The organism is Bradyrhizobium liaoningense, assembly GCF_018130825.1.
GTDB classification, from domain to species: domain Bacteria; phylum Pseudomonadota; class Alphaproteobacteria; order Rhizobiales; family Xanthobacteraceae; genus Bradyrhizobium; species Bradyrhizobium liaoningense_B.
Genome location: NZ_JAFCJS010000001.1, coordinates 295,326 through 310,283, shown reverse-complemented (window position 1 = coordinate 310,283; position 14,958 = coordinate 295,326). Strand labels below are relative to the sequence as shown.

The 14,958-nt window shown below is 63.1% G+C and carries 15 protein-coding genes; 4 read left to right on the top strand and 11 right to left on the bottom strand.

Translation table 11 applies throughout. The features are described 5' to 3' along the window. Positions 1-1,124: 1,124 nt before the first annotated feature. Together JQ603_RS01535 and JQ603_RS01530 are read right to left on the bottom strand one after the other, a co-directional pair. Positions 1,125-2,267, bottom strand: coding sequence for an aminotransferase class V-fold PLP-dependent enzyme (locus JQ603_RS01535; protein ID WP_212336007.1), 1,143 nt, complete (start codon positions 2,265-2,267; stop codon positions 1,125-1,127). A gap of 135 nt (positions 2,268-2,402) precedes the next feature. Beyond that, positions 2,403-3,308, bottom strand: a complete 906-nt coding sequence (locus JQ603_RS01530; RefSeq protein ID WP_212336006.1) for a LysR family transcriptional regulator — start codon at positions 3,306-3,308, stop codon at positions 2,403-2,405. A 171-nt stretch (positions 3,309-3,479) separates the two neighbouring features. Here JQ603_RS01530 and JQ603_RS01525 point away from each other — a divergent pair, with 171 nt between their 5' ends. From JQ603_RS01525 to JQ603_RS01510, 4 genes are all read left to right on the top strand, one after another. Then, on the top strand, positions 3,480-4,436 hold the full coding sequence (locus tag JQ603_RS01525; RefSeq protein ID WP_212338110.1) for an ABC transporter substrate-binding protein: 957 nt from the start codon (positions 3,480-3,482) through the stop codon (positions 4,434-4,436). Between the two features lie 65 nt (positions 4,437-4,501). Next, complete coding sequence (locus JQ603_RS01520) at positions 4,502-5,287, top strand: ABC transporter permease (RefSeq protein WP_212338109.1); 786 nt, start codon at positions 4,502-4,504, stop codon at positions 5,285-5,287. Then, complete coding sequence (locus tag JQ603_RS01515) at positions 5,280-6,059, top strand: ABC transporter ATP-binding protein (protein ID WP_212336005.1); 780 nt, start codon at positions 5,280-5,282, stop codon at positions 6,057-6,059. The genes JQ603_RS01520 and JQ603_RS01515 overlap by 8 nt, the downstream gene beginning before the upstream one ends. A 76-nt stretch (positions 6,060-6,135) precedes the next feature. After that, positions 6,136-6,645 (top strand): DinB family protein, encoded by a 510-nt coding sequence (locus JQ603_RS01510; RefSeq protein WP_212336004.1) that lies wholly within the window; start codon positions 6,136-6,138, stop codon positions 6,643-6,645. Between the two features lie 42 nt (positions 6,646-6,687). Here JQ603_RS01510 and JQ603_RS01505 read toward each other — a convergent pair whose 3' ends face one another. From JQ603_RS01505 to mce, 9 genes are all read right to left on the bottom strand, one after another. Beyond that, positions 6,688-7,728 (bottom strand): ABC transporter ATP-binding protein, encoded by a 1,041-nt coding sequence (locus tag JQ603_RS01505; protein ID WP_212336003.1) that lies wholly within the window; start codon positions 7,726-7,728, stop codon positions 6,688-6,690. Continuing rightward, the gene (locus JQ603_RS01500) at positions 7,721-8,701 is read right to left on the bottom strand and encodes an ABC transporter ATP-binding protein (RefSeq protein WP_212336002.1); all 981 of its coding nucleotides are present in this window, start codon (positions 8,699-8,701) and stop codon (positions 7,721-7,723) included. The genes JQ603_RS01505 and JQ603_RS01500 overlap by 8 nt, the downstream gene beginning before the upstream one ends. Further along, a complete protein-coding gene (locus tag JQ603_RS01495; protein ID WP_183238916.1) occupies positions 8,698-9,519 on the bottom strand; it encodes an ABC transporter permease in 822 nt (273 codons plus the stop codon). The genes JQ603_RS01500 and JQ603_RS01495 overlap by 4 nt, the downstream gene beginning before the upstream one ends. Then, entirely contained in the window at positions 9,516-10,439 is a 924-nt protein-coding gene (locus JQ603_RS01490) for an ABC transporter permease (protein WP_212336001.1), read from the bottom strand. The genes JQ603_RS01495 and JQ603_RS01490 overlap by 4 nt, the downstream gene beginning before the upstream one ends. A 55-nt stretch (positions 10,440-10,494) precedes the next feature. Beyond that, a complete protein-coding gene (locus JQ603_RS01485) occupies positions 10,495-12,084 on the bottom strand; it encodes an ABC transporter substrate-binding protein (protein WP_212336000.1) in 1,590 nt (529 codons plus the stop codon). Between the two features lie 354 nt (positions 12,085-12,438). Continuing rightward, the gene (gene mtnK, locus JQ603_RS01480) at positions 12,439-13,728 is read right to left on the bottom strand and encodes an S-methyl-5-thioribose kinase (protein WP_212335999.1); all 1,290 of its coding nucleotides are present in this window, start codon (positions 13,726-13,728) and stop codon (positions 12,439-12,441) included. A 107-nt stretch (positions 13,729-13,835) separates the two neighbouring features. Continuing rightward, a complete protein-coding gene (locus tag JQ603_RS01475) occupies positions 13,836-14,183 on the bottom strand; it encodes a hypothetical protein (RefSeq protein ID WP_212335998.1) in 348 nt (115 codons plus the stop codon). Between the two features lie 46 nt (positions 14,184-14,229). Further along, positions 14,230-14,505 carry a DUF1467 family protein gene (locus JQ603_RS01470; protein ID WP_211402128.1) on the bottom strand — a complete coding sequence of 92 codons (276 nt, stop codon included), beginning with the start codon at positions 14,503-14,505 and terminating at the stop codon, positions 14,230-14,232. 6 nt (positions 14,506-14,511) lie between these two features. Continuing rightward, the gene (gene mce, locus JQ603_RS01465; RefSeq protein ID WP_212335997.1) at positions 14,512-14,916 is read right to left on the bottom strand and encodes a methylmalonyl-CoA epimerase; all 405 of its coding nucleotides are present in this window, start codon (positions 14,914-14,916) and stop codon (positions 14,512-14,514) included. Positions 14,917-14,958 lie beyond the last annotated feature (42 nt).

Below are 14,958 nucleotides of genomic sequence, written 5' to 3'. Positions count from 1 at the left end.
AGTGCCTACGCACAGAATGTACAGGTGCCCACCGGTGGGAACGGCGTCACGGTTCGCACATTACCCACCCCCAACACGCCAAGGCAGCCCAATCAGGTCCAGCCCCAGGGATTGCAGACAGGCAATTATTCCCGTCCCAACAATCCGCAGAATTTGGGTCAACGCCCGGAACAGAATATCGCTGTCTCAGGTCCCTATGTAGGGGCGAAGGTGATCAGAAACGTGCCGTAAGAGCTGGCGGCGCTGATCGTCGACGTTGACTGCGAGCGATGCCGCGTCGTCCCCGCGCAACGGCGAAGCCGTTGTCGCTGGAGGTGCGAGGCATGCGATGCAAGCGCATTGCATGTGGAGCCTCGAAGGATGAACGGCCGAGGTGCCAGCCGGGCCGTCGCCCTTCGAGGGCCGCTGAAGGAGCGGCCACCTCAGGGTGACGGAGATAGAGCGAGGCGCGCGGCAGCGATTTCCACACCTCGCTAACACCTCAATGCCTGCGAACAAGCCCCCGCCCCGCGCGTTTGCCAATCCACATGCTGTGCCGGACAAAGCAGTAAGCGGTCAGCAGGACGAGAAGCACGCCGGCAACCCAATGGCCATCTCTAATCGCCGCAATGCAAAACGCGGCGACCAAAAACGGCGCGGTCGTCCAAACTAACACGAACCCAACATAAGTCCGTCCGGTCGGGATATTGCTCACGTTACGTACCATGGCTTCCGTCCAACCCGATGCCTCACTACCTGTACATCGCAAGCCAACGAGGCAATAGGCGATCGCAAGCGCGTACTTTCAGGGCCAAACTGCGATAAGTTAGGAGCCAATGATTAGAACGGTTAAAGTTGCTGCGCAGATCGCATGGTCTGTTTCGATCATTGGCATCTGTACGGCCATCGGCGGCGTCTACGGTTGGACCCATCACGAGTCGTTGGGTGCCATCGCACTTGGGACCGTCGGGTTTTGCGCAGGAGCGGTGCTGGCGGCATCGCCTCTCGCGTTTCTCGAAATCCTGAGCGGCGGATTGTGACCGACGATGCGGCCGAGATACATCACGGCGACGCGGTCGCTCATGTGCTCGACGACGCCGACGTCGTGGCTGATGATGTAGGAGAGGCGCCCCCCCCGGGCAACCTTAAGCCCGGGCCGAGGCCATGATGGACATGACCTGCTCCACCTCATCAACCGTGTTGTAGTAATGCGGCGCAATCCTCACGGCGCCGTTTCGGATACTCGCGAAAACCCCGCTCGCCCCGAGCAGTGAATTCATGTCCGGGGCAGCGATCCCCGGCTTCCGCAACAAGGCGATACCAGACCGCGAGCGGCGCTCGAACTGATAGACCGGCTGGATGCCGTGGCGGAGAGCGAGCTCGCAGACCAGTTCGTTCAAATCCAGCACGCGCGTTTCGATCCAGGCAATCCCAAGCTCATCGATCTGAGCCAGCCGTTCCGTGAGGCCGAAAATGCCAGTCCCGTTTGGCGTGCCCGATTCAAACCGCCTCGCGTCCGGCAGATAGTCGAGCGTCCGGTTGAACGCGAAAGGATCGTTGACACTCATCCAGCCGACAATGGCAGGCGTAACCTGATCCAGGGCCCGGCCGGAGAAACTCGCAAAGCCTATTCCGCGGGGGCCCATCAGCCATTTGTGTGCGCTGACGACAAGCACGTCGACGCCGGTGGCCGCGACATCCAGCCCGAGCGCACCGATGGACTGGGTGCCATCGACAACCAGGAGAGTGCCATTGACCGAGCAGAGCTCGCCAAGAGCCGCGACATCGATCCGAAAGCCGCTGTAGAACTGTACATGGCTCACGGCGACGACGCGGGTTCGGCCGTCCATCGCTTGCCGGATCAGATCCGTCTCCAACTTCCCGTCGGGAGCGGGCACCCGACGAATTTCCACCCCCTTGGATGCCAGCTGGACCCAGCACAGATAATTCGAAGGAAACTCTTCGGCGCAGACGACGAGGTTGTCCCCCTGCCGCCAGTCGATACCGAGCGCGACCAAGGACAGGCCGTGAGACGTATTCTGGACGTAGGCGATATTCCGAGCCGACGAGCCCACAAGCTTTGCTGCGAGCGCGCGACCCTTGTCGTAGACTCCCGTCGCAATCGCCTTCGACTCGCGCAGCTGTGTCGACGTTACCGTGTTGAAGCGGTCGCTCGCCGCCTGGACGCGCGTCGACATGGGCGAAACAGAGGCATTGTCGACATAAATCCCGTTCTTCAGGAACGGAATATCGTCGCGGGCATCTGAGATTTGCTGCTCGTCCGTCACGTCTTATCTCTCATGATCGTCGCGTCGCAAACGCTGCTTGTGTCCGGTGAGTGTAGGGAGTTGATGGAGGATCGGCAATCTGTAGTCCTGCGCAGAGGATCGTGGCCGCATTTGACCAGCCGGCCATGCATTCATCTATTCGGCGATGGGATCGTGCCGCGCCAAATGAATGCTCAGTTGATCGGCGAATTTTGCCGCAGCGACCGACAGTACGCGTCCTCTCAGCTGTCCGAGCACGATTTGAATCGGCGCGACGTCCCGTGTGTCGATCGGTCTGGCGTAGATGCGGCGGTCCTCGCGTGGAACGGCGCTGAGGGCGTGAAACGTTACCGCCTGCTCGCGCATGACGTAGTTGCGCAAGAACTCCAATGATCCCGACTCGACCTGGATGTCCGGAACGATCTGGCGCCGTGATGTTGCCACGTCCAGCAAATGGCGTATCGCGAGAGTCTGGTCCGGCATGGCTGTCGGAAATGCAAAGCAGTCCCGTAGGCGTACCGAACCCGGACGCGCCAAAGGGTGATCGGCGCGAAAAACCGCGCAGAGCGGCTGATCGGTCGCGAACAGAATGCGCATGTCGGGGACCGGCGGCGGATTCAGAAGCAGCGCAAGGTCGACTTCGAATGTGCTCAGGGCTGTCGCACCAAGGATGTGATCGCGAACGACGAGCGAGAACGTCACTTTCGGAAATTGAGCGCGATATGCCGCGATCTCATCGGGCAGCACATTGTCAATGAAGGCCTGGCTGCAGGCGACCGATACGTGGCCGAGACGAACCCCCGAGAGATCCGCAATCTGGGATCGCAGTCGTTCAAAGTCCGCCCTCTGGTCGCGGATATGCCGGATCAACAGCTCGCCGGCGGAATTCAACCGCATGCCCTGCGGCAGCCGCTCGAAGATGGGCGTGCCCAGCTCGTCCTCAAAGTCCTGAATTTGCCGGGTTAACGCCGACGGCGTGATGTTCAGATGCTCGGCTGCGCCGCGAATGGAACTGCGGCGGGCGACCTCCGCAATATACCGGTGAATCTTCAGGTGACGCATGAACGGCCCCGGCCAGACGGGCCTGTTGCGTTTCTAGCAACAGGGCGATCAAAATCAAGCACTGGTTTGCAACACCGCGATCGCTATCGTCTTCCCAACCCTCGATGCCAGATGAAGGCCGCCCACCTGATCCGCCGCGGCGGCCGACGCGCTCACAAGGAAAGTGTGGTTATGCGAACCGTCATCCGCCGCCGAGACGTCATTGTCGGGCTCGGCGCAAGTCTCCTTGCAGCTCCGGCCGTCGTGCGTGCGCAGACTCCTACCGTCATACGTGTCGGCGCACTGAAACTGATCCATTCGATCGCCCCCTACTTCTATGAGCGCTTCGTGCCAGCCGGCTTCAAAGTCGAAGTGCTGCCGTTCGAGACACCGACCGAATGCAAGACCGCCGTCGTCACGCGGTCCGTCGATTTTGGCAATTTCGGTATCGCGGCCGGGGAGCTTGGCGCCGCAGCCGGCGAGCCAATCGTCCTGATTGCGTCAACCTGCAATCGCGGGATGGCAATCATCGCCAAGAAAGACAGTCCGATTCACGCCCTCAAGGACCTGAAGGGCAAACGTGTCGCGGTCTTTCCGGGAACGACGCAGGAAGTTTTCTTCCTCGAGCGCCTGCGGATGGAAAGCATGTCCATCAAGGACGTCGAACCGGTCCGGGTTTCGTTCAGCGAAATGCATATCGCGCTCGCGCGCGGCGATGTCGATGCCTATGTCGGCGCCGAACCGGCCCCCGGCGTTTCATTGTCGACCGGGATTGGCCAGCTGGTCGAATATCCCTATTCGACGGCCATGGGCTCGTTGAACATGGTGTTCGGCACGCATCGCGACGTCATCACCAGCAAGCCCGACCTCGTCCGAATGATGCTGAGCATTCATCAGCAGGCGACGGATTATGCGACCAGGAACAAGGACGAATTGATCGCGCTGGCTTCCGCCAAGCTTGGCCAGAAGAAGGAAGCGATCGAAGCCTCGATCCCGAACGTCGAGCTGACCTGGCGCTTCGGTCCCACCCAGATCGAGCAAGCGAAGGTCTATGCCGAGCACATGCTGGCGCTCAAGCAGATCAAGCGTCTGCCGGACTTCAACACCTTCATCGATACCAGCTTCGTCGACGCATTGAGGCCGCTGTGAGCAGTGTCGTCGTGTCGACGCATGAAAAGGCCGCCGATCAGCCGCGACCGGCGATCATTCCAACAATGATCATGCGGCGTGTGACGAGGCTTGCACAAGCCCTGGCCCTGCCCGTCGCGCTTCTTGCGATCTGGCATTTCGCGACCGTCGGGCGCCCGGCCAGCCTCATCCCGCCGCCGCTGGAGGTCTGGCTGGAATTTCGCGATCTCGCAGTCGGTGGCATCAATGGCGACGCCTATAGCGGCACGCTGCTGACGCACCTCCTCGCGTCGGTCGGTCGCGTGCTCGGCGGGTTCAGTCTCGCGCTCGTCGTCGCACTTCCGCTCGGCATGCTGATCGGCCGGATTGAGCTGGTCCGGCGATTGATCGAACCGCTGTTGCAGATCTTGCGCCCAATTCCGGTGACGGCATGGTTGCCGCTCGCGATGATCATCTTTGGATTGGGCCCGCGCTCGGCGCTTTTCCTGGTCTTCCTCGGCGCCTTCTATCCCATCTTGCTGAATACCGTGTTTGGCGTCCGCTCAGTCGAGCCGCGCCTCTTCGAAGCTGCTGCCATGCTGGGATGTCAGGGAACGGCGCAGTTCTTTCGTGTCGTCCTTCCTGCCGCCCTGCCCTCGATCTTTACCGGCCTCCGTCTGGGCCTGGGATTTTCGTGGGTTGTGATCGTCGTCGGCGAGATGACCGGCGTGCCGACCGGACTTGGCGCCATCATCATGGAGGCGCGTCAGCTATCGCGCACCGAAATCGTGATCTGCGGAATGCTCGTCATCGGCATCTTCGGTTTCCTGTCCGACCAGATCGTCGTGCTCATCGGTCGGCGCTTCCTTGCCTGGAACCCCTCCCATGTCTGACAGCGCGCTTCCGATCCTGGAGATCAAGAACGTCCACAAGACGTTCTCCCTGAACGGTCAATCGATCGAGGCGTTGCGCAATGCCAGCCTGACCGTTCGCAAGGGCGAATTCATCTGCCTGATCGGCGCGTCCGGCTGCGGTAAATCGACATTGCTCCGCATGGTGGCGGGATTCGAAACGCCGACCAGCGGCGAGGTCCTGATGTGGGGCATGCCGATAGCCGGCCCCGACCCGTCGCGCGGCATGGTCTTTCAGGATTACGGGCTGTTTCCGTGGCTGACGGTCAGGGAGAACATCGGGTTTGGTCCAAGATCCCGCGGGCTCGCGACCAAGGATGTCAGGGAGACAGCCGAGAAATTCATCGAGCTCGTCGGGCTGCAGCGCTTTGCCGACGCCTATCCCCATCAGCTTTCCGGCGGCATGAAGCAGCGTGTCGCCATCGCGCGCGTGCTCGCAAACGACGCCGAGGTCGTGCTGATGGACGAGCCGTTCGGTGCGCTGGACGCCATGACGCGCGAACGCCTGCAAGATGAGCTGGTGGACATCTGGTCGCGCACCAAACTGACGGTCTTGTTCGTCACGCACGCCATCGACGAAGCCATCTTTCTGGCAGACAGAGTCGTCGTGATGTCGCCCGGCCCGGGCCGGATCGACAACGAATACGCCATCGACCTGCAGCGGCCGCGCGAGATTGCGAGTTCGGAATTCAACGAATGGCGCGGCATCCTGTCGAGCAAGCTTCACAGCCATCACGGCCGAAAGGTCGCCTAGAAGTTGGACGCCTTGCCCCGGGGTAGCGGCCCCGCGGGAAGCCGGACGACCGCGCGCGCATACGAAAGAGACGACGATGCTGACGACGGAAACGGCCGTAATGCTTGCGAACTATGGCAACTGGGCCGATCAGGTGCTGTTCAAGGCCATGGCCGAACTGCCTGAAGACGCCATCTACCGGACACGCCAGACGCTGTTTGGCTCGATGATCGGCACCCTCAATCACAACTACGTGGTGGATTTGATCTGGCGCGCCCATCTTCTCGGCGAGAAGCACGGTTTCTCGACCCGCCGCGATCTGCTGCATCCGGAGCTTGGGGCCCTGATCAGGGAGCAAACCGCGATCAATCATTGGTACGTCGACTGGGCCAGGAGCCAGAATGTCGAGAGCTTGAGCGAGCGCCTGAAGTTCACCTTCGTGTCGGGCAAAGCCGCTGAAATGACGCGGGGTGGCATGTTTCTGCACATCGTGAACCACAAGACCTATCACCGCGGATGGGTCAGCGAGATGTTTTTCGATTCGAACGTCAATCCGCCGGAAACCGACCTATGCGTCTTCCTGTGCGAAGATGTCGCGCCAGCCTGACATGCAGCCGCGCGCGGATCGGCGCCGCGTCCGGAATAAGGGCTAGGGACGTCCGCCCTCTACCGAAGCCAGCGCCATCCGCCCCGCAATCTCGTCAGCCCGCCAGCACCGTACCGCATGCCCGTCAGGCCGTGTTTCGAGCAGCGGCCCCGGCTCGCTCCGGCACACGGCCTCCGCATAACGACACCGCGGGCTGAAGGCGCAGCCGTTCGGTGGGTTGAGCGGGTTGGGCAAGTCGCCCCCTGTCGTCGCCAGCGGTGCGTGGCGCAAGGGATCGGGGATGGCGGCGATCAGGGCTTGCGTGTAGGGGTGGGCCGGCCGTTCAAAAATCTCGCGCCAGTCGCCGTTCTCGACGATGCGGCCGAGATACATCACGGCGACGCGGTCGCTCATGTGCTCGACCACGCCGAGGTCGTGGCTGATCATGATGTAGGACAGGCCGAGCGTGTCTTTCAGTTCCAGCAGCAGGTTGATGATCTGGGCGCGGATCGAGACGTCGAGCGCCGAGACCGGCTCGTCGCAGATGACGATCCTGGGATTGAGGATCAGCGCGCGCGCAATGCCGATGCGCTGGCGCTGGCCGCCGGAGAATTCATGCGGGTAGCGGTCGGCCTGCTCGGGGCGCAGGCCGACATGCTTGAGCATGGTCGCAACGCGGTCCTCGATCTCGCTTTTCGCAGTCACGCCGTGCACACGCAGGGGATCTTCGAGCGTACGACGCACGGTCTGGCGCGGGTTGAGCGAGGCGTAGGGATCCTGAAACACGATCTGCACGGTGCGCGCCAGGGCCTTGCGATCGCCGGATTGGCTGTTCGTCACGACCTCCCGGCCGTCCACCACGATATGGCCGCGCGTCGGCTTCAACAGTCCCAGGATCGACAAGGCGACCGTCGACTTGCCCGACCCGGACTCGCCGACGAGGCCGAGGCATTCCCCACGCTTCAGCGTGAGATCGACGCCGTCGACGGCACGGAGCAGCCGCCGCTCGCGACCGAACAAGCCGCCTCCCAGCGGAAAATGAACCGCGAGATCCCTAACACTGAGGATGAGATCGTCGTCCGGCTTCCGCTGCGGCTCATGCATGGTGGTAACACCTGACGAAACCACCGGCCTCGAGGACATCCGTCTGCGGCGCGACTGTCCGGCAGATGTCGGTCGCCTGCGCGCAGCGTGGATTGAACCGGCAGCCATCCGGAAAGCTGGTGATCGCCGGAACCACGCCCGCGATCTCCTTGAGCCTGGTGCGCCCGAGCGCGGCACGACTGCCGAGCCGCGGCAGCGAGGCGACGAGGCCCTGCGTATAGGGGTGCGAGGGCGCGCGGAAGATGTCGGCCGAGCCGCGCTCCTCGACGATGCGGCCCGCATACATGACGGCTACGCGGCGGCAGACGTTTGCGACGAGGCCGAGATCATGGCTGATCATCAGGATCGCCGTTCCCCGCTCGGCGCAGAGATTGCGCATCAGCTCGATGATCTCCGCCTGCACGGTGACGTCGAGCGCGGTGGTCGGCTCGTCGGCGATCAGGAGATCTGGACCGCAGGCCAGGGCAATGGCGATCATGACGCGCTGGCGCATGCCGCCGGACAGCTGATGCGGATAGTCGTTGACGCGCCGCTCCGGCGCGGGCACGCGGACGCTCGCGAGCGCTTCGATCGCCAACTGATTGGCTTCCCGCCAGCTCTTGCCCTTGTGCAGCACGAACATTTCGGCGATCTGCCGTCCCACCGGCGAGACCGGGTTCAGCGCCGTCATCGGCTCCTGGAAGATCATGGCGATGCGGTTGCCGCGCAGCTCCCGCTGCCCGGCGGCGGAAAGGTTCTGGATCTCCCGTCCATCGAACCGGATGACACCGCTGCCGATCGACAAGGGCGACCGCAACAGCCCGATCAAGGCGAGCGCCGTGATGCTCTTGCCGCAGCCGGACTCGCCGACAAGGCCGAACGTCTCGCCGCGATCGATGCGGAACGAAACGCCTTCGGCCGCCGCAACACGCCTCGATCCATCATCGAGATCGATGCGCAGATCCTCGACCTCGATCAGCGGGGAGCCCGTCATGTCCGCCGGCTCCGCGAGTGGGGATCGAGAATGTCGCGCAGGCCATCGCCGAGCAGATTGAGGCCGAGCACCGTCAGGAAGATGGCAAGGCCCGGAAACAGCGAGAGCCACGGCGCCGTCGTGATCTGGTCGCGCGCCTCCGACAACATGCTGCCCCAGCTCGGAAAGGGCGGGCGGACGCCGAGGCCGAGGAACGACAAGGCGGCTTCGGAGAGCACAGCGCTACCCATGCCGAGCGTGCCGATGACGACGATCGGCCCGAGCATGTTCGGCAAGAGCTGCGTGATCATGATGCGCAGGTCGCCGTAGCCGAGCACGGTTGCGGCCTGCACATAGCCCTGGTTCCGCAGCGACAGCGCCGAGGCGCGTGCGAGGCGGCAGGTGAAGGACCAGTTGGTCAGCCCGAGTGCGATCAACAGGCTGGTCAGGCCGGGGCCCAGCACCGCCATGATGGCGAGCGCGAAGATCAGCGAGGGGATCGCGAGCATCAGATTGGTCAGGGCGTTGACGACATCGTCCCACCAGCCGCCGAAATAGCCGGCGCTGAGGCCCAGCCCCACGCCGATGACGCTGTTGATGAGCTGGGAGACGATGCCGACCGTCAGCGAGACGCGTGCGCCGTATAGGACGCGGGAATAGATGTCGCGGCCCTGCCCGTCGGTGCCGAACCACCAGGTCCAGCTCGGCGGCTCCTCCGCATTCATCAGATTGGCGTCCATCACGGGATCGGTGTGCGCCAGCCAGGGCGCGAGCAGGCCGACGATGATCGCAAGCGCGAACAACGAACCGCCGATGACGAGATTGGCGCGGAGCTTCATGCGTATCTGATCCTGGGATCGATCACGCCGTAGAGCACGTCGATCAGCAGATTGATCGCGAGAAAGAACAGAACCACCACGAGAATGGAGCCCTGGACGGCGGGAATGTCGCGCTGCAGGACGCTGTCGACCAGCAGCGAGCCGATGCCCGGCCAGGAGAACAGCTTCTCGACCACGACCGCCTGCCCCATCAGCGCGCCGAATTGCAGGCCCATGGTGGTGAGGATGAGGACGAGCGCGTTGCGCATCACGTGCCACTTCACGACCCTGGTCTCGCTCATGCCCTTCGAGCGCGCCGTGCGGACGAAGTCGGCCGTCATGATCTCGAGGACCGCGGCGCGCGTCGTCCGCGCCAGCAGCGCCATCGGCGAGACGCCGAGCGTCACGGCCGGCAGGATCAGATATTTGAGGCCGCCATCGCCATAGCCGAAGCTCGGCAGCCAGCCGAGTTTCAGTGCGAACAGGTACATCAGGAGCAGTCCGAGCCAGAATTTGGCCAATGACAGACCCGACACCGCCAGGACCATCGAGACGGTGTCGACGAGGCTGCCCGGCCGCAACGCCGCGATGAAGCCGAGCGGCACGCCGAGCAGAACCGCAAACGCCATGGAGGCGAAGATCAGCTGCAGCGTCGGCCATGCCCGCTTGGCGATCATGGTCGTGACGGGCTCACGCGTCCGGAACGAGGCTCCGAGATCACCGGTCGCGAGCCTTGCGACATAGGCGCCGAAGCGCATGTAGACGGGCTGGTCGAGGCCGAGCTGCTTCTTCATGCGCAGCTCGACCTGCGGATCGCTGTCGTCGCTCATGGTTGAGACGATGCTGCCGGGAACGACGCTGAACAGCACGAAGACCAACAGCACCACGGCCAGCACGGTCGGAATGGTCTGCAGGAGGCGACGGATCAGGAACGCGAGCATCTCAACTTTTCCCGGCTCCCTCCCTCGCCTGTGGCGCTAGGCGGGAGCGCGCGTATCACTTCGCAGGCGAGGTCTCGTCGACCCAGAGGTCTTCGACGTTCTGATGGGTCAGCTCCGTCGCGTTCAACTGAACTCCCTTGAGCCAGGGCTGCACCGCCATAACCGCCTTGTTGTAGTTGAAGAACCAGACCGGCGCCTCGTCGTAGAGCAGCGCATTGGCCTTCTGCAGCAGCTGGCCGCGCTTTGCCACGTCGTCGGCCTGTCCGGCCTCGTCCATCAGCTTGTCGAAGTCGGCGTTCTTGAAGTTCATGTAGTTGCAGGCCGATTGCGGCGTCGCCGAGTGGAAGCATTTCAGCGCCGCCTGGGGATCCGGGCCGGTCTGCTGGGAATAGATGAAGGCCTGGTAGTCGCCGGTGCGAACCACCTCCGCCAGCACCGCGGTCTCGACCTGCTTGACCTTGGCCTTGATGCCGACCTTGTCCAGCATCGGGATGACCGCCGTGACGATCGGCAGGCCCCAGCTTTCATTCTGGCTGGTGGTCCATTCGAATTCGAAGCCGTTGGGATAGCCCGCGTCCGCGAGGAGCTGCTTGGCCTTCGCGGGATCGAAGGGATACGGCTTCATGGTCTTGTCGTAGAGCGGCGAGGTCAGCGGCAGCCAGCTGGTGGCGCGATAGGCCTTGCCCTTGACCAGCTTGTTGATGATCAGGTCGGTGTCGATCGCGTGGTTGATCGCCTGCCGGACGCGCTTGTCGGCGAACGGCTTGAACGAGGTGTTCATGCCCATGTAGCGCGTGAAGACCTCGGCGACCTCGACGATGGTGCCCTTGAGGGCTGCGTCGGACTGGTAGGCGACGTACTGCGCAGGTCCCAGCACCGAGGTGTCGATCTCCTTGTTGCGGAAGGCGACATCGCGGGCCGCGGCCTCGCCCATGACCGACACGATGAGCTTGTCTGCGTAGGGCTTGCCGGGCTTGTAGAACCGGTCCCACCGCTCCAGCACGATGCGCGATCCCGGCACGTGCTCGACGAACTTGAAGGGCCCGAGACCGATCGGTTTCTGGATGAAGCTCTCCTTGGCGGCCTCGTCGGCGGGATAGATCGAGGTCAGCGCGGTGAAGAAATAGAAGCCCGGATCGACCTTCTCGGTCAGCTTCATCTCGAGGGTGAAGTCGTCGATCTTCTTCAGGCCGGAGATGTCCTTGGCCTGGCCCTTCTCCACCGCGGCGGCCCCCTCGATCACACGGACAAAGCGCGCGCCGGGATAAGCCTTGGTGCCGTCCATGATGCGGTTGTAGGACCAGATGACGTCGTCGGCCGTCATCTTGCGGCCATTGTGGAAATAGGCGTCGTCGCGAAGCTTGAAGGTGTAAACGAGGCCACCACCCGAGACGACGACCTCCTTGGCAAGTTCCGGAACCGGCTTGCCTTCCGCGGAATCCCAGATGTAGAGCGAGCGGTGCAGTCCCTTGGCGTAGATCTCGTCCTGGGCGCGCTGGGTGGTGTGAATGTCGAGGCTGGTGAAGCTGGAGCCGTAGGGCGCCGTCATCCGGATGGTGCCGCCCTTGCGCGGCGTCTGGGCCTCCGCTGATCCGGCGAGCGCCAGTCCCAAACCCGCGACGATCGCAATCATCCTGAACATCATGAGTCCCCCAACAACGCAGGTGTGTTCCGAGAACAGATTTGATCATTCGTCGCGTGTCGAAAGCAAGCTTCGTTTTGGTGGCAACCGATGCCGGTTCCTGAGGCAGTGCTTCGACGGAGACCTCCGGGGCAAGCCGATTGACGCGGTGCGTCATCCAGGGACCGGTGAACATTTTTCGTGATCGAGGCGACCAAGCTCGGAATCGTTATCTGAGCCCAAGGGATCGCGGAAAAAATGAACCGCCGAACGCCAGGTGCCCTGCTCGCCGGCAGTCCGGTCGTCGCGACGGCCGTGCTGGCAAGCCCGGTCGCTGCGCTCGCAATGACGGAGGCTGGTGGCTGCCACCAAGCCCTCTCAGCCGGTTAGTTCCGGCTGCCAATCCCGCAGTTTTCGCGCGGCGCTGGTCACGTCGGCGATTGCCCCAAATGTCCCCGTCTCCACCATCATCGCGCGCGCCAGCCGTACGGCGCGGGCTTCGCTGATCGCCCGCTGCCTGGGGTCCTCGATCAGCTCGAAATCGATGTTGTGGGCGAGGCCGAAGATGCGGCGGATGATCTTGGCTGCGGCGAAGCCGATCGTGTCCGCGAACAGGCGTTGCATGTAGGCCTGCCGCTCCGCCTCGAGCCGCGCGGCGCCCTTCTCGCCCGGAAACAGCGAGGGCAGATAGGCATCACCGGCCGCGCCGGCGCGCCAGAGATCGAGGAACTTGCCGGCGAACCCGGTCCAGACCTGCTCGACCGCCTCCAGCACCCAGCCCTCGAACGCGGCCCGCTCGCCCGGTGCGTTCTCGTGGCCGGCGGAGGCAAAATAGGCCATCAGGAGATTAGCCAGCACCGCACCGACGTCGAACCCCATCGGGCCGTAGAAGGCAAATTCCGGGTCGATCACCCGCGTCTGGCTGTCCGTGACCATGATCGAGCCGGTGTGGAGGTCGCCGTGCAGGAGAGCCTCGGGGCTCGCCATGAACTTCAGCTTCAGCCGGGAGATGGCGACATGCAGCTCCAGGTCGTCGCGCAGATCGACGGCAAGGCCGTCGAGATAGGGTGCGGTCCAGCGGTTCTGTTCGGCGACGCGGTAGGGATCGGTGAAGATCAAATCTTCGGTGATCTTGCAGAGCGCATGGTTGCCGGCGAAGGCCGCGATACCCTCCTTCTTCTCGGCGGCGGAGAATGCGAGGTCGGAGGTGAAGAACAGTGTCCGCGCCATGAAGGTGGTGATATCGTCGACGAAACGCGGATAGCGCGTTCCCGCGACCAGCCCTTTGCGCATGATGATGTGGGGCTCGAGCAGCTCCATCACCGTCAGCGCCAGCTTTTCGTTGTGATGCAGCAAGGCCGGCACGAGGCCGGGCGCGAGCTCGGCCTGCCGGGACAAGGCCAAAAATTCGTAGTGGGCCCGCGACAGCGGCAGCGGCCAGCTCTCGCCGACGAGGCGGACGTAAGGCAGCGCCTGCTTCACGGCGATGCCGCCGCTTGCGCCCTTGACGATGAAGACAAGGTTGAGATTGCCGTCGCCGACCTCGGTGATCGCCCAGGACGCGGGATCGCCTCCGAGAAGCGCCTTCAGGTCCGGAAGGCCCGCGAGATAATCCCGCAAGGCCGCCTCATGCAGAATCCGATAATCCCCTGCCCGGTCCCCGGTCATGACGATCCCACCCCACTTATTTGAGCATGATCTTTTCGGAAAACCGCTTCACACTTTGCGCTAACGCGGCCCTTCGGGTCCGGATCATGCTGGTATGGGCCGGATCGTTACTCCCGCTCCAGGAAGCTCGCGCCGATCTCGGCCTTTCTTTTGATGGGATCGTAATCGCAATAGACGCCGTCCGCCACCAGCGTGTAGCTGGCGAAGACGTTGTATTTGTCTGGCTTGACCGAGTTCAGCCCGATCACCGAGGTGCTCTTGCCGCCGTTCCACTTGAACGGCGTCGAGCTCTTGGCCTGCTCGCAAGCCATCACCGCCTCGTTGAAGACATAGCCCTCGACGAACGCCTTCAGCGTCCGGGCCTGAACGGCGATCCTCCATTCGAAATAGCCGATGGCACTGATCCCGGCGACGATCAGCAGCAGAAGCGCGACGACGATCCGTTGAAAAGTCATTCGTTCCCCCAACAAACACGCAACAAAAAAATCTAGCGAAGAATGCCTAGAACGGCATACCCATCATTTTCGACAGGCGTTCGATCGAGAGATAGCCGGCATGGTAGGCCACCATGCCGAGGCCGTAGATGACGGCCGAGATGATCGTGGTCCAGATCAGCTTGCGGCCCATCCGCGTCAGGATCGGCGCGCCGGGGTCGGTGCCGGGGGCGCCGACGCCGTCCTCGTGCTGGCTGCGCACGCCGAATGGCAGCGTCAGGAACAGCGCGACCCACCAGATGACGAAGTAGATCGCAAGCGCGGTCGATATCTGGATGGCCATGGGGCCTTACGCCTGCTCGATCTCGACGAGGGCGCCGGAAAAGTCCTTCGGGTGCAGGAACAGCACCGGCTTGCCGTGGGCGCCGATCTTCGGCACGCCGTCGCCGAGCACCCTTGCGCCCTCCTTCACCAGCGTGTCGCGCGAGTGGATGATGTCGACGACCTCGTAGCAGACATGGTGGATGCCGCCGTCGGCATTGCGCTCCAGGAACTTTGCGATCGGCGAAGCCTCGCCGAGCGGCTCAATGAACTCGATCTTGGTATTGGGCAGTGTCGCGAACACGGTGGTGACGCCGTGCTCTGGCAGCGGCACGGCCTCGGAAATCTGGGCACCGAATGCCGCACCGTAGATCTTTGCGGCCTTGACGGCGTCCTTGGTCGCGATCGCGACGTGGTTGAGGCGACCCAGCATGTTTCTTCTCCCTCAGAGCGTGATCTGGAGAACACGCCCAAT

Excerpts from the sequence above, each read along its gene's own strand:
- JQ603_RS01530 (WP_212336006.1), bottom strand. The coding sequence starts at position 3,308 with ATGCGTCACCTGAAGATTCACCGGTATATTGCGGAGGTCGCCCGCCGC.
- JQ603_RS01525 (WP_212338110.1), top strand. The coding sequence starts at position 3,480 with ATGCGAACCGTCATCCGCCGCCGAGACGTCATTGTCGGGCTCGGCGCA.
- JQ603_RS01520 (WP_212338109.1), top strand. The coding sequence starts at position 4,502 with ATGATCATGCGGCGTGTGACGAGGCTTGCACAAGCCCTGGCCCTGCCC.
- JQ603_RS01515 (WP_212336005.1), top strand. The coding sequence starts at position 5,280 with ATGTCTGACAGCGCGCTTCCGATCCTGGAGATCAAGAACGTCCACAAG.
- JQ603_RS01510 (WP_212336004.1), top strand. The coding sequence starts at position 6,136 with ATGCTGACGACGGAAACGGCCGTAATGCTTGCGAACTATGGCAACTGG.
- JQ603_RS01505 (WP_212336003.1), bottom strand. The coding sequence starts at position 7,728 with ATGCATGAGCCGCAGCGGAAGCCGGACGACGATCTCATCCTCAGTGTT.
- JQ603_RS01500 (WP_212336002.1), bottom strand. The coding sequence starts at position 8,701 with ATGACGGGCTCCCCGCTGATCGAGGTCGAGGATCTGCGCATCGATCTC.
- JQ603_RS01495 (WP_183238916.1), bottom strand. The coding sequence starts at position 9,519 with ATGAAGCTCCGCGCCAATCTCGTCATCGGCGGTTCGTTGTTCGCGCTT.
- JQ603_RS01490 (WP_212336001.1), bottom strand. The coding sequence starts at position 10,439 with ATGCTCGCGTTCCTGATCCGTCGCCTCCTGCAGACCATTCCGACCGTG.
- JQ603_RS01485 (WP_212336000.1), bottom strand. The coding sequence starts at position 12,084 with ATGATGTTCAGGATGATTGCGATCGTCGCGGGTTTGGGACTGGCGCTC.
- mtnK (WP_212335999.1), bottom strand. The coding sequence starts at position 13,728 with ATGACCGGGGACCGGGCAGGGGATTATCGGATTCTGCATGAGGCGGCC.
- JQ603_RS01475 (WP_212335998.1), bottom strand. The coding sequence starts at position 14,183 with ATGACTTTTCAACGGATCGTCGTCGCGCTTCTGCTGCTGATCGTCGCC.
- JQ603_RS01470 (WP_211402128.1), bottom strand. The coding sequence starts at position 14,505 with ATGGCCATCCAGATATCGACCGCGCTTGCGATCTACTTCGTCATCTGG.
- mce (WP_212335997.1), bottom strand. The coding sequence starts at position 14,916 with ATGCTGGGTCGCCTCAACCACGTCGCGATCGCGACCAAGGACGCCGTC.